Here is a 25,756-nt window from a genome sequence, read left to right as displayed (position 1 = left end):
GATACTGATTTTGCAAATGTATTTTTTGAAAAATTTAAAGTCTTTTTTAAAGGACAAGAAACTGAATTATTTGATTTTTTAATTAACAATGAGTCAACAGAATTATTGAACTTCAATGGAAAATCGAATCAATTGGCGGAGTTATTCAAAAGATTAAGATATAATTCAAAAATTCAAGTTTCCAGCATTAAAGAATTAGCAAATTGGATAGTTAAACATTTTACTGCAAAGAACAAACAAAAGGAATTTGTGGAATTAAAAATTAATACTATATCTCAAGTATTAAGTAAACCAAAAGCAGAACCAATAAAAACAAAAAGGATTTTATTAGATGTAGCAGAATTTATCCCCCAAAATCAAAGAAAAGAAAAATAATTATTTAATAAAAGAAAAAACAATACCCTAAACAATACCCTAAAAATTTAGGTTATTGTTTAGGGTATTTCGCGCTCATTAATTTTGTGTCATATTTATTCATAACATTTAAATTTAATCAAAATGAACAAAGAGCAAGTACCAGTAAGTGACTTACTACCACAGATTTTCCATCACATTAACGTGGTGGTTCGTTCCTCCGTTAAAGAAGCAATGGAACAAATTTCAAAAAACAAATCATCCAAAGAACCAAATATGGATGAGGATTTTCTTTCGGCTGAACAAGCGGCATCATTTTTAAAAATCAAACTTAATACTATTTATTCTAAAGTGGAGAAAGGAGAATTACCTTATTCCCGCAGCGGCAAACGTAAACTGCTTTTTTCAAAAAAAGAGTTAGAGAGATATATTGCTAACAGAAAGGTAAAAAGCAACGATGAGATAAAAGAAGAAGTAGAAAATTATATTGGTAAGAAATAATGAGCGACATTAAAGACGATAATTCAGAAAGAAAAATAACTTCTGAAGGTTTAAAAAAAGAGATTGAGGGGTTAGCAAAAAATACTATTATATATTCGGAATCGTTATCAAAAATAATGTTGACAACAGAAAAAATTAAAAAAATAAAAGAAAGCGATATACGATTTGCAGACCCAATATTAAGGCAAAATGATAATGCTATAATATTTCCGCACACAATCAATGTTATACAGGGACAAGCAGGTGTTCACAAAAGTAGATTAGCCGAATTTATATGTGCTGCTATGTTAAAGCGAAACGGATTTAACAAAGAATTATTAGGCTACAAACGGGAAAACTTTGAAGCAAACAATACTGTTGTATACGTAGATACTGAAAGAAACCAATCGGAGCAATTTCCTTACGCTTTACAATGTATTCAAATTAAAGCAGGGTATGACAAAAAAGACCATCCCGAAAATTTTAAATACATATCTCTATTAGAAATAACCCGTAAAGAAAGATTTGCAGTTTTAGATGAGTACCTAAAATTATTAAAACAAGAAACCGAAAATCCACTCTTTATTGTTCTGGATGTTTCAACAGATTGTATTGAAGACTTCAATAAAACTGATAAGAGTATGGAGTTGATAGATTTAATGAATGTAGCAATAAACGAACATAATGTTGTGTTTCTATGCTTAATCCACGAAAATCCAAAAAGCGAAAAAGCAAGAGGGCATTTTGGAACTGAATTAATGAATAAGGCAAGTACGGTCATACAAGTTTCTTATGAAAAAGATACTAAACAAAGAGATACCAATTTAATTAAGATAAGATACCTAAAATGCAGAAGTACTGCCCGACACGAACCTTTTTTTGCATTATATTCAGAAGAACAAAAAGGGTTGGTTTTAGCAAGTAAAGACGATATTCAAGAAGTTATGAGTGGTAAAAAACAAAAGGCTGATTTGGAGTTGGTTTGTGAACTTTTGGAAATGTATTTAGGAGATTCCACCTATTTAACCCGAAGAGAATTGCTGGACAAACTTATTGAAGAATTGGATGCTTCTGAAAAAACTATTGAAGATAGGCTTAAAGAAATTTTCATCAACAAAAGAACACTTCTTAATCAAAATGGTCAAGAGTGCTTCTTGGAGAAAGATAAAAGTGAAAAAGTAATGAGATATTTTTTATGCAAAAAATAAGCACTATAACCAATGTTTGTAATTGCAAAGAAACTTTGTAAATCAATTTACAATGATTGTATCCTTGTAAGGCCTTATATAGGCGATTGCAATTACAAACATATAAGACTAATTTTATGACAGATTATAAATTAAATAGTAAAAACCGTTTTAATGTTAAAAGTTGCCCTTGTGGAAAGGGAAATAATGATGGGAAATTTGTACCATTTGATGATTTCATAAAATTTGGATTTTGCCATTCTTGCGGAGAAACATTTCTGCCTAATATACAATCGAAAACTGAAATTGGCTATTACCATTCACAAAATAGAGAAGAAAAAATTATTTATATACCTTCAAACTACTTAGACAAAAGCATCAGTAATATTTACGCAAACAATTTTGTAAATTTTTTAAAAGTACAATTCGGAATTGAAGATACTAAAAGTGTTATTGAATTATATAAAATTGGAAGTTCAAATAATTGGAATGGTGCAAATATATTTTGGTATATAGACAAGGATAATAATGTTAGAACTGGTAAAATAATGTTATACAATAATGATAGTGGCAAACGTATAAAAGTTCCATACAATCACATAACTTGGGTACATAAAAAACTTAAAATACCAAATGAAAATATCCGTAAGTGTCTTTTTGGCGAACATTTACTTCCGATTTATCCGAATAGACCTATTGCTTTAGTAGAGAGCGAAAAAACAGCAATTATCGCAAGTTTGTTTTTTCAAGATTTTATTTGGATGGCGACGGGTGGTATTAGCAATTTATCATCTAAATATTTAGAACCATTAAAGAATCGAAAAATCATTTTGTTTCCTGATATTGGTGCTTATGATTTATGGATGGAAAAAACTAAAAAACTTGAAAAGAGTTTCGATATTAAAGTTTCTAAATATTTAGAAGATAATGCTTCAATTGATGATAAAAGAGAAAAATATGATGTCGCAGATTTTATTTTAAATTTTAGAAAAAAATCATCTTAATGTATTTCACCGCGTATTAAAATAAAATAAATGCGATTGTTAATAACTTTTATGCACTTATTATTCACATTAAAACAAATTAAAACACATTTTCAAAATTAAGCAATTTAACCCTATTGGGTAAGTCTATTTTACATCATATCTTTGAGTAAAAACATATAGATTATGATTAGAAAAGACTTATTTACAGGTGAACCATTTGTTCCAAAAAGAATTAATCAGCGCTTTGCAAATTCATTTAACCGTATATCTTATTACAACAAAAAAGCTAATGAATTGAGACATAGTGCAGCATTTATAAACAAACCTTTGCATATTAACCTCCGAATACTTAACGAACTTATGGTTGGAGAAAATGAAAAAATATTTTTCAAGCAGTACCTTTTGGGAAAAGGTTTTTCATTTAACGTTCATAATAATGTTAAAAAGCACGATGGGAAAAACCACTATGCTGTTTATGACTATGTAATTATTACTTTAACTAATGAACAAATTAAAATAATAAAAAAATGATAGATTTCACAACATTAGAAGCGAACCCTATTCCACCTCCAATTTCAGATTTGCAAAAACAAAATGTAATACTTAATGGAAAAAACAAAGTGTTTGAAAAAATTATTTTCGGTGTTATTGCAACAAGTGCATTGGTATTGATTTATCATGTGATTAAAACTTCTTACCCAAGAGAAAATGAAAAAGACTAATATAGGAAGTATAAACCAAATCTTAAAGGAAGAATTGCATAAAGACAAGTATGTAAAAACGACTATATACATTGCAGCAGGTGTTGTTGGGTTATTTGCTTTAGGCTTCGTTTTAAAGGCTTTAAATTATGCTCTGCATAACTACAAAGCATTAAATAGAACATTAAAATCATAAATTTATGGAAAATATTAATGATTCAAATCACAAGTCGCCATCTATTGCCGCGTTTCCAAAAGTCGGTAAACAAATGAAAATCAAAAGATTAGATTTTTGCAATATACCTCTGATTTAGCATATAAATTTGACCTTTATGAAGAAGTGTAAAGCAGTCACAAAACTCGTCCCGTGAAGCATGAACTGTTGATGAAACTTCGTGAGGGAGAGTATTCGTCTATTATTGTTTATAAATTGGATAGATTTGCGAGGTCATCAAGAGAACTTATTCTTGAGATACAGGAGTTAGTTGATAATGGTATCGGATTGATATCGATTTCAGAAGTTCTATGGGGAGATTATATTTCCAAATTTAGCAGCCTTTGCAGAATTTGAAAGTAGTCTAATTTATAAAAGAACAAAAGTACAAGGAACAATACTTTGCAGACCGAAAGGTAGTAAAGATTCCAAACCAAGACCAAAGAGTGGCTATTTGACGCGTGAATTGAATAAACGTAGAAGCAAAGAAAAAAAGGAAAATTATAAGTCTATTGACAGTTGCATTTATTAAAAACCTACATATTTCATTTTTTGCTTTATTGGTAATTTTAAAATTTCATTTTCAATATTAACTCTTACGGATTCAAAATTAACATTAGGGTATTGAATATTTTTATTTATTATGTTGTCGATAATACGACAAACATTAGCATCGTGTAAATCGTCAGCAAAAAGTGTACTGATTATTCCAGATATGAGCGAAAACGCTGTCAGCATAATACTAAATAAAATACCATTTCTTATTTCATTAGGAATCAATGCCAAAATATGGGATATGACCGAAGGCAAAACTGATGAACAATTAAAATTTGAAGGGATTTACAATAATGATTTAGAAGACGTTTTTAGAGAAATCAATACTATATAATTAATTTGCAAAATTAATCTTCATGAGTTATAAAACAAAAAACACAATTCGTAATTATTTTTATTTATTGTAAAAAAATATTACTTTTACAACAATGAAAATACTAAACATCATATTATCAATATATATAATTATGCTTACTGCCTATCCTTGTGCAGATAATCATAATGATGCTTTAGTGAAATCTTCACACACACAAACAAGCTCACATCATAATCACTCACACGATGAAGAAACAGATTTATGTTCTCCTTTTTGTGTTTGCAATTGTTGTGGTCAACAAACATTAAGCTTTTTTGAAATACAATCCTTTCAATTTTTAGTACAATTTCAAGAAATAAAAACTTCTATTTCTTTTTATAAGTCAACTTCTTTTTCAAATTTCTTCGGAAGTATTTGGCAACCACCTCAGTTAGTATAATGAAGCCCGAGTAATTTCGGGTTAATAAGTTGTGTCTTTTAAGTAACTTAAAAAGAAAAACAGTTATCTGTTTATTAATTCATTATACAATAAAAATGTTAGATAAAATCATTCATTTTAGTATCAATAATAAATTTATTATTGGACTTTTTACACTCGTATTAGTTATCGTTGGTAGTTATTCATTATATACTTTACCAATTGATGCGTTACCAGATATTACAAACAATCAAGTACAAATAATTACGAGTTCACCTACTTTGGCAACCCAAGAAGTAGAGCAATTTATCACTTATCCAATAGAACAATCAGTTAAATCAATTCCTGATATTGTTGAACTTCGTTCAATAAGTCGTTTTGGTTTAAGTGTTGTAACAGTAGTATTTAAAGAAGAAGTAGATATTTATTGGGCAAGAGCACAAATTACTGAACGAATAAAAGAAGCCGAAAACACCATACCAAAAGGAGTCGGTACACCTGAAATGGCTCCAGTTAGTACAGGATTGGGTGAAATATACCAATATGTAGTATTTCCAAAAAAAGGGTATGAAGAAAAATACAACGCAACCGATTTAAGAACAATTCAAGATTGGATTATAAAACCCCAATTAATTGGGACAAAAGGTGTTGCTGAAGTGAATACACTTGGTGGAAATCTTAAACAATATGAAATTGCTGTTCAGCCAGATAAACTGAAAAGTATGAATACTACAATTACCGAAATTTTTGATGCGTTAGAAAATAACAATGAAAATACAGGTGGTGCATACATTGATAAAAAGCCTTATGCTTATTTCATTCGTGGTGTGGGAATGGTAAATGGTATTGAAGACATCAATAAAATTGTAGTTAAAAATCAAAATGGAATTCCAATTCTTATTCGTGATGTTGCAAAGGTTCAAATAGGTAGTAGTATCAGATATGGAGCAGTTACAAAAGATGGAAAAGGCGAAGAAGTATCAGGAATGGTAATGATGCTTAAAGGCGAAAATAGTGGTGAAGTTGTTAAAACAGTCAAAGAAAAAATGGAACAAATCAAAAAATCACTTCCTGAAGGTGTAGAAATTGAGGCGTTTATGGATAGAACAGTTTTAGTGGATAAAGCCATTAGTACTGTTCAAACCAATCTTATTGAAGGTGCATTAATTGTAATTTTCATTTTAGTATTACTTCTTGGTAATTGGAGAGCAGGTTTAGTAGTAGCTTCGGTTATTCCATTAGCTTTATTATTTGCCATTTCAATGATGAAACTTTTCGGAGTGAGTGGAAATTTAATGAGTTTGGGAGCAATCGATTTTGGATTAATCGTTGATGGTGCTGTTATTATTGTAGAAGCAATAATTCATCGACTCCAAGTCAGTAATAAAGGTAAACTCACCCCACAAGAAATGAATGATGAAGTGTATAAAGCATCTGCAAAAATTAGAAGTAGTGCCGCTTTTGGTGAAATAATAATTTTGATAGTATATCTGCCAATTTTAGCCTTAGTAGGAATCGAAGGGAAAATGTTTGGTCCAATGGCACAAACTGTTTCATTTGCCATATTAGGAGCATTTATATTGTCATTAACTTATGTTCCAATGATGTCTGCTTTGGCATTAAAAAAAGAAACAGGACATAAAAAGAATTTTAGTGATAAAATAATAGATTCCATTTACAATTTCTATACGCCAATTTTAGAAAAAGCATTACGAGTTAAAGCTGCTATTATTGGTATAGCTATTACGTTATTTATAGGTTCGTTAGTCTTATTTAACACATTAGGTGGCGAGTTCATTCCCACACTTGATGAAGGTGATATTGCTACGCATTTGATTATAGCTTCAGGTAGTTCTTTATCACAAGAAGTTGATGCAACAACAAAAGCAGAACAAATTTTAAGAGACAAATTTCCTGAAATTAAAATGATAGTAACCAAAATTGGTTCGGCTGAAATTCCTACTGACCCAATGCCTATTGAAGCAGGTGATATGATTATCCTCTTGAAAGATAAAAGTGAATGGACATCAGCTGAAACCAAAGAGGAATTAATGGAAAAAATGGAACACGCTTTGTCTGATATTCCAGGTGCATTTACAGAGTTTTCTCAACCAATTCAAATGCGTTTTAATGAGCTAATGACAGGTGTAAGAAGTGATGTTGCCATTAAAATTTTTGGTGATGATATTGATATGTTAGTCAGCAAAGGTGAAGAAGTAGTTCAGTTAATTAATGGTGTTGAAGGTGTTTCTGATGCTAAAGCAGAACGAGTTGCAGGGTTACCACAAATTACAATTCGTTACAATAAAGACAAATTAGCACTTTACGGTTTAAAAATTGGCGACTTAAACAAAGTAGTCAGAATGGGATTTGCTGGAGAAACGGCAGGTGTTGTTTATGAAGGTGAAAAACGTTTCGATTTAGTTGTACGATTAGATAATGACAGTAGAAAAGATATTGAAAATCTAAAAGCTTTATTTGTAACCTTACCATCAGGTAATCAAATACCTTTAGAACAAATTGCAGATGTAAAATATGAAGATGGACCAATGCAAATTTCTCGTGAAAATGGAAAACGTAGAATTGTCGTAGGTTTCAATGTTCGTGGTGCTGATGTAAAAACGGTTGTAGAAACCATTCAAGCTAAATTAGACGAAAAACTTAAATTACCTGAAGGATATTACACTACTTATGGTGGTCAATTTGAAAATCTTATCGAGGCTAACAAACGACTTTCTGTTGCTGTACCAGTAGCATTAGGTTTAATTTTAGTACTGCTTTATTTTACTTTTAAATCAATCAAACAATCATTATTAATATTTACTGCTATTCCATTATCTGCTATTGGTGGTATTGTTGCCCTTTGGTTACGAGATATGCCATTTAGTATTTCGGCAGGTGTTGGATTTATTGCTCTTTTCGGTGTAGCTGTACTGAATGGTATTGTTTTAATTGGATATTTTAATGAACTTAAAAAGCAAGGTGTGGACAATGTATATGACAGAATAAAAGAAGGTACTAAAGTAAGATTAAGACCTGTTATATTAACCGCTGCTGTTGCTTCACTTGGATTTTTACCAATGGCAATTAGTAGTAGTGCTGGTGCAGAAGTTCAAAAACCATTAGCAACTGTTGTTATAGGTGGGTTAATAACAGCCACTTTACTTACATTAATTGTCCTTCCAATTCTGTATTTGTATTTTGAGAAAGGCATTAAAATCAAAAGAAAAACTATGAATAATTCGGCTTTAGTAATTACATTTTTATTTGGGATATTCGGAGCAAATGCACAGGAAACTCAGAAACTTGATTTAAAACAAGCGCTTGAAATAGGCTTAAAAAATAATCAAAGTATTCAAGCTTCAGAATTAGAAGTAAAAATGCAAACACAATTGCAAAAAACTGCATTTGAACTTCCTAAAACGGAATTGTCAGGAACATTTGGACAGATAAATTCACAAGCTCAAGACAAAAATTTTGGAATCAGTCAAAGTTTTAATCCATTTCAAATAAGTGCTAAAAGAAGTTTACTTGCAGCATATAGTAATGCAAGCGCAACGAAATTAGGTGTTTCAAAACAAGAAGTGACTTATTCTATTAGGCAATCTTGGAATACTTTATTGTTTTATGAAAAACAAAATGCTGTTTTAGAAAAACAAAATACAGTGATGCAAAAATTTGTAAAGTCAGCCAATCTAAAATTTCAAACAGGTGAAACAAATGCTTTAGAAAAAACAATTGCATTAGCGAAACAACAAGAATTAGAACAAAAAATAAAGCAAAATAAAACACAAATCGCCATTGAAAAATCAAAACTAAAAGCAATTTTAGATTTAAAAACCGAATTTATAGCAACGGATACTTCATTTGTTCCTTATCCTGCTATGGCGAAAGTTGATAGTTCAATGGTAAAACAAAATCCAATTGTTCAATTAGCAGATCAACAAGTTAAAATAGCACAAGCCAATCATAAAGTAGAAAAATCAGCATTGTCTCCAGATTTTTCATTAGGTTACTTTTTGCAGTCAATAACTGGTAATCAAGATGTAAACGGATCACCAACATATTATAATAGCACACCTCAATTTCAAGGTGTTGTAATTGGTTTGTCTGTTCCAATATTTGCAGGTAGTAGTATTGCAAGAGCAAAATCTGCAAAAACAAATATTGAACGAGAACAGAAAAATGCCGATTATATAAATCAGCAATTTAAGAGTCATTTAGAGCAACAATCTGAGCAATTAGCTACATATGCTTCATTAATTGATTATTATAAAAATACAGCAGTGCCAAATGCTAATTTAATAATTAAAAATGCAACAAAAGCATATCAAAACGGTGATATTTCATATGTGGAATATGTTCAAAGTTTAGAAACAGCAAGTCAAATTCAATTAAATTATAGCGAAGCGATTTATAATTACAATCAAACTATAATTACAATTCAATACAGTATCAATCAATAATAAAAAGTAAAATGAAAAAATCGAATATAATATATGCATCAATAGTAGGAGCAATAATCCTTGCTATTATTTTATATTTTTCTTTGCGTCATACTGAAGGCGATGGACACGTACATACAGATGGTGAAGCTCATACAGAAGAAAGTCACTCTGAAGAAAAAGAGCCAACAGCAATTAAAGAAGTTGAATTAAATGAAGCTCAGTTTAATGCATCAAGTATAGAATTAGGTACTTTTTCAGATAAAAATTTAAGTGAAGTAATTAAGGCTAACGGCTATACGAAGTTGCCACCACAAAATCAAGCTGATGTATCTGTTTTTACTACAGGAATTGTAAAAACAATAAATGTAATCGAAGGACAAAGAGTAAGTAAAGGACAAACTATTGCTACAATTGAAAGTCCTGAATTTACTAAAATTCAAGAAGCATATCTAACTTCAAAAAGTAATTTAGAGTTTCTAAAATTAGAATTTGAAAGACAAAAAACATTAAGTGATGAAGAAGTAAATTCTAAAAAAGTTTTTCAAAAAACTAAATCAGATTATGAAATTGAAAGAGCAAGGTTTAATTCATTACAAAAGCAATTGAACACTTTGCACATTAGTGGTAACGGAAACACAACTGCAACTGTTCCTGTTATAGCTCCAATTTCAGGAAATATTACAGAAATTTATATTAAAATTGGTAGTAATGTAGAAGCAGGTAAACCCTTAATGAATATAGTTGATAATTCTAAATTACACGTAGATTTATTGGTGTACGAAAAAGATTTATTCAAAGTAAAACAAGGTCAAAATGTTCGTTTTATCCTAACTAATCAAGGTAATAAAGAAATTAATGGAAAAATATTTAGTGTGGGTAAATCATTCGAAAATGAAACAAAATCGGTAGCCGTACACGCTGATATTTCAAACTTTCAACAAAAATTAATACCAGGAATGTATGTAAATGCACTTATCGATGCAGGAGCAAATACAGTTAAAGCTTTACCATCGGAAGCAATTATAAAAGCAGATGGTAGAGAATTTGTTTTTGTTTTAGAAGAAGGTCATAAAGAAGAAGTAGCTCACGATGAAAAAGACGGACATAATCACGAAGATGGAGACAAGCACGAAGAAGCAGAAGGAAAAACATTTCACTTCCAACGTATTGAAGTGAAAACAGGAACTTCACAATTAGGATATACTCAAGTAACATTGCTTCAAAAAATTGAACCAAACGCAAAAATTGTCTTAAAAGGAGCTTACTACATTCAAAGTCATTTACTGAAAAGTGAAGGTGGCGGCGGTCATGAACATTAATAATTTAACTTTAATAAACATAAAAAATGAGGAAATCAATTTTAATAATAGCTTTTGCTATTGCAACATTTAGTACAGTTTCTTGTAACAAAAAAGAAAACTCAGAAGCTACAACTGGACACGAAGGACATAATCACAAAGAAGGAGAAGCTCACAAATTAGCTTATGAATGTCCAATGGATTGTGAAAAAGGTAAAACGTACGATAAAAAAGGAAACTGTCCTGTTTGCAAAATGGAATTAATTGAAGCCAAAGCTGATAGTCACGAAGGTCACGACCATTCAAAAGAAAATCACGAAGGACACGACCATTCAAAAGAGAACCATGACGGACATAATCATTAATCTAATAAATAAAACATGAAGAATTCAATTTTAAAATCATTAGTCTTAGCTGTATCATTATTTTTCTTTTCAAATTTTGTTTCAGCACAGAAAACAACTCAAAAAGTAGTAATAAAAACATTTTTACATTGCGACCATTGTAAAGAATGTGAAACTTGTGGACAAAAATTCAAAACTGAAATGCTTAAAATTAAAGGGGTTAAAATGTATGAGTTAGACGATAAAGCAATGACTTTTACTATTTATTACAATTCAAAGAAAACTACTTTGCAAGCCATTAAAGAAGGTATTTCTAAGTTAGGTTATGATGCAGATGATGTAAAAGCTGACCCAGAAGCTTATGAAAGTTTAGACGGTTGTTGTAAAGCATAGTAATGGAATTCAATATTAAAATGCCAAATAAACTAATTCCTTTTTATCAAAAAGAGTTAGAAGCATTTAAGGATAATTTAGAAAAAGATAATTTGCAGAATGCTTGGTATCATTTAGAACGAGCGCATATTATTGCACAAAAATTTCCGTGTGAACACACATTTGTACATTGGAAAATGTTACAATTTGGCATTAAGATAAAAAGTTCAAAAGAAATTATTGGTCAAATACCACGATTATTGGTAGGAGGTGTAAAATCATTTGTTGGTCAAATTCCAGTAGGTAATACAGGTGGTGCAAATGTGCCACCTTTAAAGGTGATTGAAATACCCGAAGATATTAAAGAAATATTAAATTCTAATTCATAACAATTACATTATGGAACATCAGCACATTTATGACAAAAATGGAAAACAAATTTGTTGCTCGTTTGAAGAAAAAATAAATCAAAGTACGGAACATCATTCCGATGATGACGGACACAACCACGACCATTCAAGAGAGGAGAAATCAACCTTTCTAATGTTTTTACCAGCAATAATAAGTTTCGTTTTATTAATGGTTGCTATTGGTTTTGACAACTATTTTACACAATCTTGGTTTACTGGTTGGGTACGTATAGTTTGGTATATTGTAGCTTATATTCCTGTTGGAATTCCAGTAGTTAAAGAAGCGTTTGAAAGCATTCGAAAAGGTGATGTATTTTCAGAATTTCTATTAATGTCAATTGCAACAATAGGAGCATTTGCAATAGCTGAATTTCCTGAAGGTGTAGCTGTAATGTTATTTTATGCTATTGGAGAAATATTTCAAACATTGGCAGTTCAAAGAGCAAAAGCAAACATCAAAACATTACTCGACCAAAGACCAGACGAAGTTACTATTTTAGAAAATAATGTGGCTAAAACAATCAAAGCATCAAAGGCAAAAATTGGAGATATTATTCAACTCAAAGCAGGTGAAAAATTAGGTTTAGATGGCGAATTACTTTCAGATACAGCTTCATTTAATACAGCAGCACTTACAGGCGAAAGTAAACCAGATACGAAAGCAAAAGGCGAAACTGTTTTAGCAGGAATGATAAACCTTAATTCTGTTTGTCAAGTTAAAGTTACAACCGCTTATACCGATAGTAAACTGTCAAAAATACTCGAAATGGTGCAAGATGCTACAGCTAAAAAAGCACCAACAGAATTATTTATTAGAAAATTCGCAAAAATATATACACCAATTGTAGTTGCTTTGGCAATTGCAATATGTGTTTTACCAATGTTTTTTGTAGAAAATTATCAGTTTAATGATTGGTTATATCGTGCGTTAATTTTCTTGGTTATTTCTTGCCCTTGTGCATTAGTAATTAGTATTCCGTTAGGTTATTTCGGCGGAATTGGAGCAGCTTCTAAAAACGGAATTCTGTTTAAAGGAAGTAATTTTCTCGATGTAATGGCTTCTATTCAAAATGTGGTAATGGACAAAACTGGTACAATGACCGAAGGAGTTTTTAAAGTTCAAGAAGTCGTTTTTAATTCCGATTTTAATAAAGATGAAATACTGCAAATGGTTAATGCTTTAGAAAGTCAAAGTACACATCCAGTGGCAACTGCCATTCATCAATTTGTTGGAAATATTGATAGTACAATTCAGCTTAAAGATGTAGAAGAAATTTCAGGACACGGTTTAAAAGCAAACATAAACGGAAAAGAATTATTAGTGGGTAATTTTAAATTAATGGATAAATTTTCTATTACTTATGATATTGACCCTTCAAGTATAGTTTATACCTTAATTGCGGTTGCATATGATAAAAAATTTGTTGGTTATTTAACTATTGCAGACAGCATCAAAGAAGATGCACAAATCTCCATTGACAAACTAAAAGCCTTAGGTATAAAAACCACAATGCTAAGTGGTGATAAAAATACAGTAGTACAATTTGTAGCTCAAAAACTCGGAATTACAAACGCTTTCGGAGATTTGCTTCCCGAAGATAAAGTAAACAAAGTCAAAGAAATCATTGCTAAAAATGAAACGGTAGCATTTGTTGGTGATGGTGTAAACGATGCGCCAGTAGTTGCTTTAAGTAACGTAGGTATTGCAATGGGTGGTTTAGGAAGCGATGCTACAATAGAAACTGCCGATGTCGTTATTCAAGACGATAAACCAAGTAAAATCCCAATTGCTATAAATATTGGCAAACAAACCAAGAAAATAGTCTGGCAAAATATTATTTTAGCATTTAGTGTTAAAGCAATAGTTTTAATTCTTGGAGCAGGTGGTTTAGCTACAATGTGGGAAGCTGTTTTTGCAGATGTTGGTGTAGCGTTATTAGCTATCTTAAATGCGGTAAGAGTACAGAGAATGAAATTTTAACATCATTTTATTATTAAATAATAAGTTTTTATTAACTTTGCTGTATTATCATTTTTCAAATGAAAAAATACCACATCATATTAGTAGTTCTTTTAAGCATATTCTTTATGCCTGATACTGCTATGGCTTGTGGTAGTGATAATTTGAAACACACTTGTAAAAAAGAGGTTTCATCTACAGAGACAGAGAAAAAGTGTTGTTGTGGTAACGACAGTTCTAAAAGCAAGGAAGATAAAGGATGTAAAGGTGATTGTGGTCATTCAAAATGTGGTTGTTCTTCAACTTGTTCTTCTTCTTCAGTAAGTTTTTTACCAGAAATTATTTTTAAAATTAACTTTATTCGTTATTCTTCAATAGAGAAAGTTAAATTTTCATACACAACTCCATCAATTTCAGATGGTTTTCATTCAATTTGGCTAATACCTAAAATAAGCTAAATTCATTTTTTGACAGCCATTATTGTGTCAAATCCTTAGCTATAAGCTATAATTTTCAAACAGTTTAATGAATAATTTTTGCTTTACAATTATTGTATTGCATTAACTTTTATTTCCAAACTGCTATTTATTCAAATTTATTTTTATCAATCAATCAAAGTGAAATACTTTGATTACTAATACATTATTAAAATGAAAAATTCATTTAAAAATATAATGGTTGCAACTTTCGTATTGCTATCATTTACAATCAATGCACAAATAAAAAATTCAAAAACAGAAACAGTGAAAATCTATGGTAACTGTGGAATGTGCGAAACCAATATTGAAAAAGTAGGAACTATTAAAAAAGTTGCTAAAGTTGACTGGAATCAAGAAACTCAAATGGCAACTCTAACTTATGATACAACTAAAACTAATCAGGACGAAATACTAAAGAGAATTGCATTAGCTGGTTATGATAGTGATAAGTTTCTTGCGCCTGATGATGTTTATAATAATCTTCACGGATGTTGTCAGTATGACAGAGTAGCAAAAGTTCCTGTTAAAGAAGAAACTAAAACTGATGTAACTACTGAAAATCATAATAATCACGGTAACCATACAAAAACACCAAAAACAGAAGTTCAAGAAGTAAACCAACTTAAAGCTGTTTTTGATAATTATTTTGTTGTAAAAGATGCTATGATTTCTTCAGATGGTAATGCTACTTCAATTGCTTCAAAGGAGCTATTTACAGCAATCAGCAATGTTATAATGGAAAAATTAGAAATGGATGTACACGTTGTTTGGATGAAAGTTTTAAATCAAATTAAAGAAGATTCTGAACACATTGCAGATACAAAAGACATTAAGCATCAACGTGAACATTTTACAACATTATCAAAAGATATTTATGCATTGTTAAAAGTTGCAAAATATGATGTACCAGTTTACTTTCAATTCTGTCCAATGTATAATGATGGTAAAGGTGCAAATTGGTTAAGTAAAGAAAATACAATAAAAAATCCTTACTATGGTTCAATGATGTTAAGTTGTGGAAAAACAGTTGAAACTATTAAATAATCTAAAATGAGAAGAATAGTTTTTGCGTTTTTTTTAATTGCTAATATGGCTACTGCACAAATTAATGTTGGCGATTCAATACCGTCAATTACATTGAAAAGCAGTAGTAATAAAGATATAAATATTACATCTTTTAAAGGAAAACATATACTTATTGATTTTTGGGCATCTTGGTGTGCACCATGCCGTTTGGGTAATAAAAAATTAGTCAAGTTATATAATGAAGTGAGTTCAGATAAAATTGAAATTATAGGAATTTCAATTGATACAGATGTAAATAAATGGCTTAAAGCTGTTGAAAAAGATAAAATTAAATTTACTCAATTGATAGATTCCAAAGGTTTTGATGCTGAAACAGCTGTACAATTTGGTGTTGATGAATTGCCTTCAAAATACTTGTTTAATCAAGAAGGTATTCTAATTGCAAAAAATCCAACAGAAGAGGAAATAATAAAATTAATAGAAAAGTAAAATGAAAAAAATAAATAAAGTTTATATAATGGTTGCATCAATGATTTTGATGTTTTCGATAAAAAGTAACGCACAAATTGTAAAAGCTGAAATTAGAGCAACTGGTTTAACATGTTCAATGTGTTCAAATGCGATTAACAAACAACTAAAAGCATTACCTGAAGTAACAAATGTTGAAACAGATTTAAATACAAATACATTCACTGTAACACTTAAAGAAGGAAATGAATTAAGTCCAAAAACATTTAAAGAAAAAGTAGAAAAAGCAGGTTTTTTCATTGGCTCATTAATAATAACTGCAAAATCTGAAACTATTAGTAAAAGTCCTTACATTTTAGTTAATGAGAAAAAAAATAACGCTACGGAAGTTCAATTTCAGATAGTTGACAAAGGGTATGTTACAGAAAAAGAGTTTAAAAAATTATCTAAATCATATAAAGGTATTGCAACTTATGTTGCAAATAGCGAAGATGATTTTCATATTAAAATTTTAAACTAATGAGAAAAGTTTTTTTGTTTTTCATTGCGATATATTGCCAAAATATTTATAGTCAAGAATTATTTGTAATTACCGACCCTGCAAGCAATGTTCCCGCAAATTCACTTGGAGTTAATGTAATGCAGTCACTTTTTAAAGAGGAAATGAAATCAGGTTATAATTATCATTTTATGCCCGAAGTATCATATGGATTAAATAAAAATATAATGTTTCGTGCTTCTGCTTTTGTGAGTAATAGAAATAGCCAATTAGTTACTGAAGGTGGTAGTTTTTATACGAAATATCGTTTTTATTCTACAGATGATTTAAATAGTCATTTCCGATTAGCAGCTTATGGTAGATATAGTTTCAATAATGCCGACATTCATCAAGAACAGATTGAAATTTTAGGACACAATTCAGGTTTTGAAACAGGATTAATAGCTACAAAATTGATTAAAAAAGTTGCAATAAGTTCTTCAATAAGTTTTGAGAAAGCTTTAGATAACAAACCAAGTTATCCATTTCCGGATAATATTGGTGATAATGCAACTAATTATACACTTTCTTTTGGTAAATTGATGTACCCAAAAAAGTACACCAATTATAAGCAAACAAATATTAATTTAATGGTTGAATTTGTTGGACAAACTATTAATGAAAATGGTAAATCATATTTGGATGTAATGCCAGCAGTACAATTCATTTTTAATAGTCAAGCACGTTTGGATTTTGCATACCGTCAAGAGTTAGTAAGTTCTATGATTCGTTCTGCTCCAAATGGCTTTTATTTCAACCTATACTATACTTTTTTCGACTTAAAGAGTAAAAAATAATTTAAAAATATACATATGAAAACACTTTTTTTAACTGCTATTTTAGCAATCACTTTAGTTTCTTGCAATCATAAAACTAAAGAAACGGAAAACAAAACTTCTTTAAATTCAAATGAGATATTTGCTTGTTCAATACACCCAGAAGTCACTGGGAAAAAAGGAGAAGATTGTTCAAAATGTGGAATGGAATTAACTGAACCTGTTGCTCAATCTGAGAACCACAATGACGGAACTCATGTTGATAAGGATAGTACAAAATTACCAAGCAATGAAACTAAAAAAAATGTTGTTGAAACAAAAACAGTTACAACTACGTTTTCAATAAGCGAAATAGTTACAAACTATTTGAAAATTAAAAATTCATTGACGAAGGATGATTCTAATGGTGCCGCAAATGCAGGAAAAATTTTATTCAAAACTTTAAATACAACTGGCACTAATGATTTAACATCAAATCAAAAAAAGGACTATTTAAAAATTGTTACTGAAGCCAAACAAAATACAGAACATATAAAAAACAATACTGGCAAAATTGAACATCAAAGAGAACGTTTTGCTATGCTTAGTAAAAATATGAATGATTTGATTAAAATGTTTGGAGCTAAGCAAAAATTATATCAAGATTATTGTCCAATGTATAATGACGGTAAAGGCGGTATTTGGATTAGTGAAATAAAAGAAATAAGAAATCCATATTATGGTTCTGAAATGTTAAATTGTGGTACAATTAAAGCAACCTATTAATTAATGAAGCTTTATGTAAAAAATATGGTTTGTGACCGATGTAGGTGGGTAGTTAAAACTGAAATTGAAAAGTTAGGTTTTAATGCTAATGTAATTGATTTAGGAGAAGTTGAACTTGAAGCCAACATTGATGCAAAGCAGAAAAATCAAATTAAAATAGCTTTAGAAAATTTTGGTTTTGAATTGATTGATGATAAAAAAAGTAAAATAATTGAAAAAATTAAAACTTTAATTATTGATTTGGTACATCAGAAAAACAATGAACTCTCAACTAATCTTTCGGAATATCTATCAAATCAGTTATCACAAGATTATTCTTCACTTAGTAATTTGTTTTCAGAAGTGGAAGATGTTACTATTGAAAAATACTTTATTAGTCAAAAAATTGAAAAAGTAAAAGAGTTATTGGTCTATGATGAATTAACATTAAGCGAAATTGCTTTTCAACTTAATTATAGCAGTGTGGCATATTTGAGTAATCAGTTTAAAAAAACAACTGGTTTTTCGCCATCACATTACAAACAACTAAAAGACAAAAAGAGAAAACAAATAGAAGATTTATAAATATTACAATTCTTACCCAAAATTTCACAACATTGATGAACTCGTAATTTCAGAACTTTGTATTATAATTTTTAACAATTAAAATTCAAGATTATGACACACCAATATCAAATAACAGGAATGACTTGTAGTAGTTGCGAAGCTAAAGTAAAATCAGCTTTGCTTACAATTGAAAATGTAACAAGTGTTGAAGTTTCAAAAGATACTAATTCAGCAACAATTACAATGGATAAGCATATTGTATTATCAGATTTTCAAAAAGCATTAGACAATAAATGTCAAATTTCTGCTGTAAATCATAGTGAAATTGAAGAACAGGCTAAATCGTGGTTAGAAATCTATAAACCAATTTTATTGATTTTTTTCTACATTAGTTTGATAACAATTCTAATACAACAAAAAAATGTAGACTTCAATTTAAGGGAAGCAATGCAACATTTTATGGCAGGTTTCTTTTTAGTGTTTTCTTTTTTCAAATTGCTTAATTTAAAAGGGTTTGCAGAGAGTTATGTCATGTACGATGTAGTAGCAAGGAAAATTCCAATTTGGGCATACATTTATGCTTTTACAGAGTTAATACTCGGTTTAGCTTTTCTTACTGGTTTTAATCCCTTGATAACAAATAGCGGTACATTTTTAGTAATGAGCGTTAGTATAATTGGAGTATTACAATCTGTACTAAATAAAAAGAAAATTCAATGCGCATGTTTAGGAGTAATATTCAATTTACCAATGAGTACCGTAACAATCATTGAAAATGCTTTAATGATTATAATGAGCGGATTAATGATAATCCACCTAATTTAAAAATGAAACTATTAAAATGGATATACAAAACATTCTTTCAAAAAAACTGTTGCAAATAGTAGTATTACTTTTGACTACTCAAGCTTTGTTTTCTCAAAATATTGTACGATATGATTTATACGTGCGTGATACAATTGTAAATTATTCTGGAAAAGAAAAAAGAGCTATTGCAGTTAATGGTCAAATTCCTATGCCAACACTTACATTTACTGAAGGTGATATTGCCGAAATTTATGTACATAACGAATTGAAAGAAGAAACTTCTTTGCATTGGCACGGACTATTTTTACCTAATAAAGAAGATGGTGTACCTAATTTAACACAAATGCCAATCAAACCTGGTACTACTCATAAATACACTTTTCCAATCATACAAAATGGAACGCATTGGTATCACAGTCATTCAGGCTTACAGGAGCAAATCGGAATGTATGGAATGTTTATTATGAACAAAAAGCAAAATGATAAAACATTCCGAAAAGGAATAGATGATTTACCTACTGTTCCAATAATTTTAAGCGAATGGACTGATTTAAAGCCCGAAAATGTTCATAGAATGTTGCATAATGCTACCGATTGGTTTGCTATTAAAAAAGGAACAACACAAAGCTATACGGAAGCCATAAAGCAAGGTCATTTCAAAACAAAGGTTGCAAATGAATGGAAACGTATGAATGCTATGGATGTAAGTGATGTATATTATGAAAAGTTTCTTATAAATGGTAAAAATGAAAGTCAATTATCGCAATTCAAAGGTGGTGATAAAGTTAGACTTCGTATTGCTAATGGTGGTGCATCATCTTATTTTTGGTTAACCTATGCAGGCGGTAAAATTACTGTAGTTGCCAGTGATGGAAACGATGTTGCACCAGTTGAAGTTGATAGATTGTTAATTGCGGTATCTGAAACTTATGATATTATATTTACAATTCCAGCAGATAATACTTCCTATGAGTTTTTAGCTACCCCTGAAGATAGAACAAAATCGGCATCATTATATTTAGGAAATGGTATCAAACAATTGATTTCTCCTTTACCTAAATTGAAATATTTTGAAGGTATGAAAATGATGAACGGTATGATGAAAATGAATGGAGATTTGGACGATATGGGAATGCAAATGTCATTGAACCAAATGGATATGAATGTAGTGATGTATCCAGAAATAACTGGTGTTTCAAAAACAGAAAACAAGCATACTATGAAAATGGAAGATAATAATTCCAATCAAAATCAATACAATGCAAATGCGTTATCTAATATCACAACGCTTAATTATGCAATGTTAAAAGCCACAGATAAAACAACTTTACCAAAAAATGCACCAGTTAAAGAATTACGTTTTGAATTAACTGGAAATATGAACCGTTATGTTTGGAGTTTAGATAATAAGGTTGTTTCTGAAATTGATAAAATACTGATAAAGAAAGGCGAAAATGTAAGAATTACACTTTATAATGGTTCAATGATGCGTCACCCAATGCACTTGCACGGTCACGATTTCAGAATTATTAATGGTCAGGGAGATTATGCACCTTTAAAAAACATAATGGATTTAATGCCAATGGAAACCAATGTAATTGAGTTCAATGCGAATGTAGAAGGCGATTGGTTTTTTCATTGTCACATTCTTTATCATATGATGGCAGGAATGGGAAGGATTTTTACTTATGAAAACCAAGCTCCAAATCCTCTAATTCCTAATCATAAGTTAGCGCAAAGAAAACTATTTGCCGATGATAGAAAATTTCATTTTATGGCAGAAAATGATTTTGCTACAAATGGAAATGATGGTGAAGCAATGTTAGGAAACACACGTTGGAATATTGGAACAGAATGGCGTTTAGGTTACCAAGAGCATCACGGTTATGAAGTTGAAACCCATATTGGAAGATATGTAGGAAAAATGCAATGGATAATGCCATTTATTGGTTTTGATTGGCGTTATAGAAAAATGGGGATAGACGAACACGAAAGAAATCTTTTTGGTCAAGAAGATACAAAAGACAAACGAGGTGTTTTCAGTGCAGGTCTTGAATATACTTTGCCCATGCTTATTAAAGCACAAGCAGAAGTATTTAATGACGGTAATTTCAGATTACAATTTGAGCGAAAAGACATTCCTGTTTCTAAAAGGGTGCGAATGGGTGCTATGTGGAATTCAGACTTTGAATACATGGCTGATGTAAAATACATTTTTACAAGAAATTTTAGTGCCCGTGTACATTATGATAGCGATATGGGAGCTGGTTTAGGATTGAATTTGAATTATTAAGAACTATATATACTTCTAAGTTAACATCTAAACAACCATTGCAATGAAATAAAAAAAAATCAATTGTTGTTTGTATATGTCTTTTCTATAAAATTAAATTTTCATTCATTTGTACCTCATTTGTACCTCAAATCAAAAACGGTCTTTAAAATAAATAGTTTAATATTTCTGTATCGGAAAGTAACATAAAAAAGCCAATTCAAAATAACTTCTAAATTGGCTATACAATTATAAATAACGTTTTAATTAATCCTCGTCCGTTTCTCCGGTCGTATGTTCAACATTAGAACCAACAGTTGCATTCGCTCTAATTTCTGTATGACAAACTTCGCCACCGGTTGTACCAGTTTGTTTTCCAAAAAAAACAGCTACTAAAGCGACAACAAAAGCAAAATAAGATACTAAACTTGATTTAGCATGATTTTTAAAATTTAAATACAAACCAACTAAAGAAATTCCACCCAAAACATATAAGACTAAAGCCAATTTCTCAGCCATCTCTTCATGTTCATGAATAATTTGATCGGTTACAGACGGTAAATTTTCAGCAATTTCTTCGGCGCCTTCGCCAGTAAACATACTCGCAAAGCCAAAAATAGCAGAAATACAAAAAAGTACATACGCTATATTTTTAATAACGTTATTTTTCATTACAATTCCTGTAATTAAAATTCCTAATCCAAAAATGGTTCCAATAATTGGAAAGTGGTTTACCACCATGTGTACATGTGCATCGTTCATTATGTTGTTGTTTTAAATTATTATTATAAAGCTAACTTAAAGTTAATTTATTGTATATTTGACTAAAATTTTAAACCAATGAAAAGCATTTTAAAACATCATTTAGTATACACAAATATAGCGATTTTTTATTTGATTGTAAGCTTTTTAACACGATTAGTTTTACTATTTCATCCTATCACACAAAGTAAATTTTCTATTCTTGAAATTAGTAAAATATTTGGTCTTGGTTTAATTTCCGATTTGTTTATTTTTATAATATTTGGAGCAATTTTATGGCTTTATCTTATATTTTTATCTAATTCTAAATTTAAAAAACCTTACGGATATATTATATTAGGTGTATTTGTATCAATTTTACTTTACATTCTTTCTGGTAAAAGTATTTTAAGCGAATACGGTGGTGTGGTGCCAGAAATAGGAATTGCTTTTGTAAGTTTAAAAACTATATTTTTTGCCGCCTTATTGTTTACTGAAAAATACAGAAAACAAATTCGTTTTGCCTTATTTTCTTTAACCATTTTCTTATTTGTTTTATTAATCATACAAAATGCAGTTAGCGAATTCTTTTTTTGGAATGAATTTGGTGTAAGATATAACTTCATAGCTGTAGATTATTTAGTATATACCAATGCCGTTATTGGAAACATTATGGAATCTTATCCAGTAGTGCCACTTTTTGCATCGGTAGGAATATTAGCGTTTGCAGCTACTTATATAATAATTAAAAAATCAAAATCGTATTTAGAGAATTTACCTAATTTTTCAAATAAACTAAAAATTATTGGAGTACAAATACTATTGCTCGGTAGTGCTTTCCTTATTCTTCCTAGTATTACTTCTCAACAAAATAGCTCGAATGTATTTGCAAATGAACTTCAAAGTAATGGACTTCAAAAATTCTATAAAGCATTTACAAATAGCGAATTAGATTATTTTGAATTTTACGAAACGCTACCAGAAAATGATTTGGCTCAGTTTGACTCAATAATCAATTTGAATTATAAAAATAATACGAATAACATTACTTCTGAAGGAAAGGAAATAAAGAAAAATGTTGTTTTAATTACTGTTGAAAGTTTGAGTGCTGATTTTATGAAACATTACGGCAATACTAATACAATTACGCCTTTCTTAGATCAATTAGCTGAGGAAAGTTTGTTTTTTACGAATTTGTACGCCACTGGAAACAGGACAGTAAGAGGTTTAGAAGCAGTTACACTATGTTTGCCTCCAACACCAGGTGAAAGTGTTGTAAAGCGAATAGATAATAAAAACAAATTTACAACAGCAAGCATTTTTAATTCTAAAGGGTATACTTCAAAATTTTTATATGGCGGCGATGCTTTTTTTGATAATATGCAAGACTTTTTTGGAGGAAACGGATATGATATCGTAGACAAATCCAGCTTAAAACCAAACGAAATTTCGTTTTCAAATATTTGGGGCGTTTGTGATGAAGATATGGCCAAGAAAGCCATTCAAGTTATGAATAATGAAGCTAAAACAGATAAACCCTTCTTTAATCATTGGATGACAGTTAGTAATCACCGACCTTTTACTTATCCAGAAGGAAAAATTAGCATTTCAGGTACTGCAAAATCAAGAGAAGGCGGTGTAATGTATACCGATTATGCTTTGAAACAATTTTTTGAAATGGCAAAAAAACAAACTTGGTTTAAAAACACAGTTTTTGTTATAGTAGCCGATCATTGTGCCTCAAGTTCTGGAAAAACGGAATTGCCAATGGATAAATATAGAATTCCTGCCTTTATTTATGCCCCTGGATTTATTCAACCGCAAAAAGTGGATAAGTTAGTGTCGCAAATTGATGTAATGCCAACCGTTTTAGGTATTTTAAATTTCAACTACACTTCTAAATTTTTTGGACAAAATGTGTTACAAAAAAATTATAAACCAAGAGCATTTATTGCAACTTATCAAGATTTAGGATATATAAAAGATGATGTTTTAACGATAATTTCACCTCAAAAGAAAGTAAAACAATTTGATTTATCTCAACAAAAAAATGAAACATTAGGTACTGCATACAGCATTTTTTACGAAGAAAAACCGAAAACAAAAATAGCTGTGAAATTAAAAAAAGAAACAATCGCAGTCTATCAAACCGCCTCCTTTATTTTAAAAAATAAAAAATATCAGAAATAGAATTACCCAATAACCGACACACCAATTAGTTTTCCTATACCGAAAGTGATTGCTGCAGCTAACAAACCAAATAATACTTGTCTAAATCCCGAATACCAAACGCTTTTGCCTGTAAACAAGGTAATAATAGCACCTATTAAAAATAAGCCAACAGCACTTAAAGCAGTACTAATAACTACCGCTTTCATTCCTCCGTAAAAGAAAAATGGAATAACGGGAATAATCGCACCAATACCAAAAAGAACAAAAGAAGTTATTGCCGCTTCCATGGCAGAACCTTTTAAATCTTCTGCATTTATGCCTAATTCTTCTTTAATTAAAAATTGATGTGCCAACTCTTTATTTGAAATTATATCAGCTGCCATTTGATTGGCTTGATCTTGTGGAATGCCTTTAGACATATAAATTAAAGCTATTTCTTTTCGTTCGCCTTCAGGGTTTGCTTCTAATTCGTCCATTTCTAATTGCATTTGGTTTTCATACAATTCTTGAGAACTTTTAACCGAAATCCATTCGCCTAAAGCCATTGATAATGCGCCTGCTAACAATCCAGCCATTCCTGCAAGTAATACTTCACTTTGTCCGCTAGTAGCACCAGCAATACCCATTACCAAACTAAAATTAGAAACCAAACCGTCATTTCCGCCTAAAACAGCAGCTCTTAAAGCATTTCCTCCCACAGAGCGATGTCTTTTTTCAAAACGTGCTAGATTGGAACCAGACACATTTGTAGTTGTATTTAAAATATTTTTTAATATCGTAACGTGAGCTGTATCAGAAATGGATTGCGCCGAACTGTATTTTTTTCTAGCACCAATAACGGAATTAGATATGCTTTTTTCAGTATCCAATAAAACGCCTAAAACATAATCGTAACCAAAAACTTTTCCTATTTTATGTAATGTTTTGGCTCTAAATGAAGGCAAAGGCAAATCGGTTTCCGTTAAATTGTTTTTCTGAATAAAAGCTACAGCGTGACTGTGCTCAATTTCACTCATTTGTTTAAAAACTTCAGCAACTGCTTCATCTTCTTCGTTCTCTGCAAGTATTTTATACAAATAACTGGCATCAATTTCTGTTTGAATGCTTTTTAAACTAATCATAT

At 30.2% G+C, this 25,756-nt stretch carries 28 protein-coding genes; 26 read left to right on the top strand and 2 right to left on the bottom strand.

All coding sequences use genetic code 11. The annotated features are described in order from the left end of the window. The 25 genes from ACIQZ1_RS04445 to ACIQZ1_RS04325 form a co-directional block, all read left to right on the top strand. The coding region (locus ACIQZ1_RS04445) for a hypothetical protein (RefSeq protein ID WP_396159421.1) at positions 1-375 on the top strand (375 nt) is incomplete at its 5' end. Between the two features lie 123 nt (positions 376-498). Further along, positions 499-855 carry a helix-turn-helix domain-containing protein gene (locus ACIQZ1_RS04440; RefSeq protein WP_353076525.1) on the top strand — a complete coding sequence of 119 codons (357 nt, stop codon included), beginning with the start codon at positions 499-501 and terminating at the stop codon, positions 853-855. Next, the gene (locus tag ACIQZ1_RS04435; RefSeq protein WP_353076524.1) at positions 855-2,042 is read left to right on the top strand and encodes a hypothetical protein; all 1,188 of its coding nucleotides are present in this window, start codon (positions 855-857) and stop codon (positions 2,040-2,042) included. The genes ACIQZ1_RS04440 and ACIQZ1_RS04435 overlap by 1 nt, the downstream gene beginning before the upstream one ends. A gap of 116 nt (positions 2,043-2,158) precedes the next feature. Further along, positions 2,159-3,025, top strand: coding sequence for a DUF6371 domain-containing protein (locus ACIQZ1_RS04430; protein ID WP_353076523.1), 867 nt, complete (start codon positions 2,159-2,161; stop codon positions 3,023-3,025). 165 nt (positions 3,026-3,190) lie between these two features. Further along, positions 3,191-3,538 carry a hypothetical protein gene (locus tag ACIQZ1_RS04425; protein WP_353076522.1) on the top strand — a complete coding sequence of 116 codons (348 nt, stop codon included), beginning with the start codon at positions 3,191-3,193 and terminating at the stop codon, positions 3,536-3,538. Next, positions 3,535-3,729 (top strand): hypothetical protein, encoded by a 195-nt coding sequence (locus ACIQZ1_RS04420; RefSeq protein ID WP_353076521.1) that lies wholly within the window; start codon positions 3,535-3,537, stop codon positions 3,727-3,729. The genes ACIQZ1_RS04425 and ACIQZ1_RS04420 overlap by 4 nt, the downstream gene beginning before the upstream one ends. Beyond that, positions 3,716-3,904: a hypothetical protein gene (locus tag ACIQZ1_RS04415; RefSeq protein ID WP_353076520.1), complete on the top strand. Its 189-nt coding sequence runs from the start codon at positions 3,716-3,718 to the stop codon at positions 3,902-3,904. The genes ACIQZ1_RS04420 and ACIQZ1_RS04415 overlap by 14 nt, the downstream gene beginning before the upstream one ends. Before the next feature lie 171 nt (positions 3,905-4,075). Continuing rightward, on the top strand, positions 4,076-4,279 hold the full coding sequence (locus ACIQZ1_RS04410; protein WP_353076519.1) for a recombinase family protein: 204 nt from the start codon (positions 4,076-4,078) through the stop codon (positions 4,277-4,279). A gap of 286 nt (positions 4,280-4,565) precedes the next feature. Continuing rightward, positions 4,566-4,811 (top strand): hypothetical protein, encoded by a 246-nt coding sequence (locus tag ACIQZ1_RS04405; protein ID WP_353076518.1) that lies wholly within the window; start codon positions 4,566-4,568, stop codon positions 4,809-4,811. A 94-nt stretch (positions 4,812-4,905) separates the two neighbouring features. Continuing rightward, on the top strand, positions 4,906-5,232 hold the full coding sequence (locus ACIQZ1_RS04400) for a DUF6660 family protein (RefSeq protein WP_353076517.1): 327 nt from the start codon (positions 4,906-4,908) through the stop codon (positions 5,230-5,232). 95 nt (positions 5,233-5,327) lie between these two features. Continuing rightward, positions 5,328-9,677, top strand: a complete 4,350-nt coding sequence (locus ACIQZ1_RS04395; RefSeq protein ID WP_353076516.1) for a CusA/CzcA family heavy metal efflux RND transporter — start codon at positions 5,328-5,330, stop codon at positions 9,675-9,677. Positions 9,678-9,688: 11 nt separating this feature from the next. Beyond that, entirely contained in the window at positions 9,689-10,978 is a 1,290-nt protein-coding gene (locus ACIQZ1_RS04390; protein ID WP_353076515.1) for an efflux RND transporter periplasmic adaptor subunit, read from the top strand. Between the two features lie 26 nt (positions 10,979-11,004). Continuing rightward, positions 11,005-11,322, top strand: coding sequence for a heavy metal-binding domain-containing protein (locus ACIQZ1_RS04385; RefSeq protein ID WP_353076514.1), 318 nt, complete (start codon positions 11,005-11,007; stop codon positions 11,320-11,322). Between the two features lie 15 nt (positions 11,323-11,337). Further along, positions 11,338-11,694: a cation transporter gene (locus tag ACIQZ1_RS04380; protein ID WP_353076513.1), complete on the top strand. Its 357-nt coding sequence runs from the start codon at positions 11,338-11,340 to the stop codon at positions 11,692-11,694. Positions 11,695-11,696: 2 nt separating this feature from the next. Further along, the gene (locus tag ACIQZ1_RS04375) at positions 11,697-12,062 is read left to right on the top strand and encodes a DUF3703 domain-containing protein (RefSeq protein ID WP_353076512.1); all 366 of its coding nucleotides are present in this window, start codon (positions 11,697-11,699) and stop codon (positions 12,060-12,062) included. 10 nt (positions 12,063-12,072) lie between these two features. Continuing rightward, entirely contained in the window at positions 12,073-14,064 is a 1,992-nt protein-coding gene (locus ACIQZ1_RS04370) for a heavy metal translocating P-type ATPase (RefSeq protein WP_353076511.1), read from the top strand. 107 nt (positions 14,065-14,171) lie between these two features. Next, complete coding sequence (locus ACIQZ1_RS04365) at positions 14,172-14,501, top strand: hypothetical protein (protein ID WP_396159415.1); 330 nt, start codon at positions 14,172-14,174, stop codon at positions 14,499-14,501. 192 nt (positions 14,502-14,693) lie between these two features. Then, on the top strand, positions 14,694-15,566 hold the full coding sequence (locus ACIQZ1_RS04360) for a DUF3347 domain-containing protein (RefSeq protein WP_353076509.1): 873 nt from the start codon (positions 14,694-14,696) through the stop codon (positions 15,564-15,566). Positions 15,567-15,572: 6 nt separating this feature from the next. Further along, on the top strand, positions 15,573-16,037 hold the full coding sequence (locus tag ACIQZ1_RS04355; protein WP_353076508.1) for a TlpA disulfide reductase family protein: 465 nt from the start codon (positions 15,573-15,575) through the stop codon (positions 16,035-16,037). Position 16,038: 1 nt separating this feature from the next. Beyond that, positions 16,039-16,536, top strand: coding sequence for a heavy metal-associated domain-containing protein (locus ACIQZ1_RS04350; protein WP_353076507.1), 498 nt, complete (start codon positions 16,039-16,041; stop codon positions 16,534-16,536). Further along, positions 16,536-17,351, top strand: a complete 816-nt coding sequence (locus ACIQZ1_RS04345) for a hypothetical protein (protein ID WP_353076506.1) — start codon at positions 16,536-16,538, stop codon at positions 17,349-17,351. Before ACIQZ1_RS04350 ends, ACIQZ1_RS04345 begins: the two co-directional genes overlap by 1 nt. A gap of 15 nt (positions 17,352-17,366) precedes the next feature. Then, on the top strand, positions 17,367-18,095 hold the full coding sequence (locus tag ACIQZ1_RS04340; RefSeq protein ID WP_353076505.1) for a DUF3347 domain-containing protein: 729 nt from the start codon (positions 17,367-17,369) through the stop codon (positions 18,093-18,095). A gap of 3 nt (positions 18,096-18,098) precedes the next feature. Continuing rightward, positions 18,099-18,659: an AraC family transcriptional regulator gene (locus ACIQZ1_RS04335; protein WP_353076504.1), complete on the top strand. Its 561-nt coding sequence runs from the start codon at positions 18,099-18,101 to the stop codon at positions 18,657-18,659. A gap of 93 nt (positions 18,660-18,752) precedes the next feature. Then, positions 18,753-19,466: a MauE/DoxX family redox-associated membrane protein gene (locus ACIQZ1_RS04330; RefSeq protein ID WP_353076503.1), complete on the top strand. Its 714-nt coding sequence runs from the start codon at positions 18,753-18,755 to the stop codon at positions 19,464-19,466. Positions 19,467-19,482: 16 nt separating this feature from the next. Further along, the gene (locus tag ACIQZ1_RS04325; protein ID WP_353076502.1) at positions 19,483-21,741 is read left to right on the top strand and encodes a multicopper oxidase domain-containing protein; all 2,259 of its coding nucleotides are present in this window, start codon (positions 19,483-19,485) and stop codon (positions 21,739-21,741) included. 246 nt (positions 21,742-21,987) lie between these two features. Here the strand turns inward: ACIQZ1_RS04325 and ACIQZ1_RS04320 are convergent, their stop codons facing one another. After that, positions 21,988-22,482, bottom strand: coding sequence for a hypothetical protein (locus ACIQZ1_RS04320; protein ID WP_396159411.1), 495 nt, complete (start codon positions 22,480-22,482; stop codon positions 21,988-21,990). Between the two features lie 78 nt (positions 22,483-22,560). On the opposite strand from ACIQZ1_RS04320, the gene ACIQZ1_RS04315 reads away from it, so the two are divergent. Next, entirely contained in the window at positions 22,561-24,651 is a 2,091-nt protein-coding gene (locus ACIQZ1_RS04315) for an LTA synthase family protein (protein ID WP_396159409.1), read from the top strand. 2 nt (positions 24,652-24,653) lie between these two features. Here the strand turns inward: ACIQZ1_RS04315 and ACIQZ1_RS04310 are convergent, their stop codons facing one another. Further along, positions 24,654-25,754 (bottom strand): VIT1/CCC1 transporter family protein, encoded by a 1,101-nt coding sequence (locus ACIQZ1_RS04310; RefSeq protein WP_396159407.1) that lies wholly within the window; start codon positions 25,752-25,754, stop codon positions 24,654-24,656. Positions 25,755-25,756 lie beyond the last annotated feature (2 nt).

The organism is Flavobacterium sp., assembly GCF_044341185.1.
Classification (GTDB): domain Bacteria; phylum Bacteroidota; class Bacteroidia; order Flavobacteriales; family Flavobacteriaceae; genus Flavobacterium.
The sequence above is the reverse complement of the archived record's forward strand: the minus strand, read 5'-3'. Positions and strand labels throughout refer to the sequence as shown.

Excerpts from the sequence above, each read along its gene's own strand:
- ACIQZ1_RS04440 (WP_353076525.1), top strand. The coding sequence starts at position 499 with ATGAACAAAGAGCAAGTACCAGTAAGTGACTTACTACCACAGATTTTC.
- ACIQZ1_RS04435 (WP_353076524.1), top strand. The coding sequence starts at position 855 with ATGAGCGACATTAAAGACGATAATTCAGAAAGAAAAATAACTTCTGAA.
- ACIQZ1_RS04430 (WP_353076523.1), top strand. The coding sequence starts at position 2,159 with ATGACAGATTATAAATTAAATAGTAAAAACCGTTTTAATGTTAAAAGT.
- ACIQZ1_RS04425 (WP_353076522.1), top strand. The coding sequence starts at position 3,191 with ATGATTAGAAAAGACTTATTTACAGGTGAACCATTTGTTCCAAAAAGA.
- ACIQZ1_RS04420 (WP_353076521.1), top strand. The coding sequence starts at position 3,535 with ATGATAGATTTCACAACATTAGAAGCGAACCCTATTCCACCTCCAATT.
- ACIQZ1_RS04415 (WP_353076520.1), top strand. The coding sequence starts at position 3,716 with ATGAAAAAGACTAATATAGGAAGTATAAACCAAATCTTAAAGGAAGAA.
- ACIQZ1_RS04405 (WP_353076518.1), top strand. The coding sequence starts at position 4,566 with ATGTTGTCGATAATACGACAAACATTAGCATCGTGTAAATCGTCAGCA.
- ACIQZ1_RS04400 (WP_353076517.1), top strand. The coding sequence starts at position 4,906 with ATGAAAATACTAAACATCATATTATCAATATATATAATTATGCTTACT.
- ACIQZ1_RS04395 (WP_353076516.1), top strand. The coding sequence starts at position 5,328 with ATGTTAGATAAAATCATTCATTTTAGTATCAATAATAAATTTATTATT.
- ACIQZ1_RS04390 (WP_353076515.1), top strand. The coding sequence starts at position 9,689 with ATGAAAAAATCGAATATAATATATGCATCAATAGTAGGAGCAATAATC.
- ACIQZ1_RS04385 (WP_353076514.1), top strand. The coding sequence starts at position 11,005 with ATGAGGAAATCAATTTTAATAATAGCTTTTGCTATTGCAACATTTAGT.
- ACIQZ1_RS04380 (WP_353076513.1), top strand. The coding sequence starts at position 11,338 with ATGAAGAATTCAATTTTAAAATCATTAGTCTTAGCTGTATCATTATTT.
- ACIQZ1_RS04375 (WP_353076512.1), top strand. The coding sequence starts at position 11,697 with ATGGAATTCAATATTAAAATGCCAAATAAACTAATTCCTTTTTATCAA.
- ACIQZ1_RS04370 (WP_353076511.1), top strand. The coding sequence starts at position 12,073 with ATGGAACATCAGCACATTTATGACAAAAATGGAAAACAAATTTGTTGC.
- ACIQZ1_RS04365 (WP_396159415.1), top strand. The coding sequence starts at position 14,172 with ATGCCTGATACTGCTATGGCTTGTGGTAGTGATAATTTGAAACACACT.
- ACIQZ1_RS04360 (WP_353076509.1), top strand. The coding sequence starts at position 14,694 with ATGAAAAATTCATTTAAAAATATAATGGTTGCAACTTTCGTATTGCTA.
- ACIQZ1_RS04355 (WP_353076508.1), top strand. The coding sequence starts at position 15,573 with ATGAGAAGAATAGTTTTTGCGTTTTTTTTAATTGCTAATATGGCTACT.
- ACIQZ1_RS04350 (WP_353076507.1), top strand. The coding sequence starts at position 16,039 with ATGAAAAAAATAAATAAAGTTTATATAATGGTTGCATCAATGATTTTG.
- ACIQZ1_RS04345 (WP_353076506.1), top strand. The coding sequence starts at position 16,536 with ATGAGAAAAGTTTTTTTGTTTTTCATTGCGATATATTGCCAAAATATT.
- ACIQZ1_RS04340 (WP_353076505.1), top strand. The coding sequence starts at position 17,367 with ATGAAAACACTTTTTTTAACTGCTATTTTAGCAATCACTTTAGTTTCT.
- ACIQZ1_RS04335 (WP_353076504.1), top strand. The coding sequence starts at position 18,099 with ATGAAGCTTTATGTAAAAAATATGGTTTGTGACCGATGTAGGTGGGTA.
- ACIQZ1_RS04330 (WP_353076503.1), top strand. The coding sequence starts at position 18,753 with ATGACACACCAATATCAAATAACAGGAATGACTTGTAGTAGTTGCGAA.
- ACIQZ1_RS04325 (WP_353076502.1), top strand. The coding sequence starts at position 19,483 with ATGGATATACAAAACATTCTTTCAAAAAAACTGTTGCAAATAGTAGTA.
- ACIQZ1_RS04320 (WP_396159411.1), bottom strand. The coding sequence starts at position 22,482 with ATGAACGATGCACATGTACACATGGTGGTAAACCACTTTCCAATTATT.
- ACIQZ1_RS04315 (WP_396159409.1), top strand. The coding sequence starts at position 22,561 with ATGAAAAGCATTTTAAAACATCATTTAGTATACACAAATATAGCGATT.
- ACIQZ1_RS04310 (WP_396159407.1), bottom strand. The coding sequence starts at position 25,754 with ATGATTAGTTTAAAAAGCATTCAAACAGAAATTGATGCCAGTTATTTG.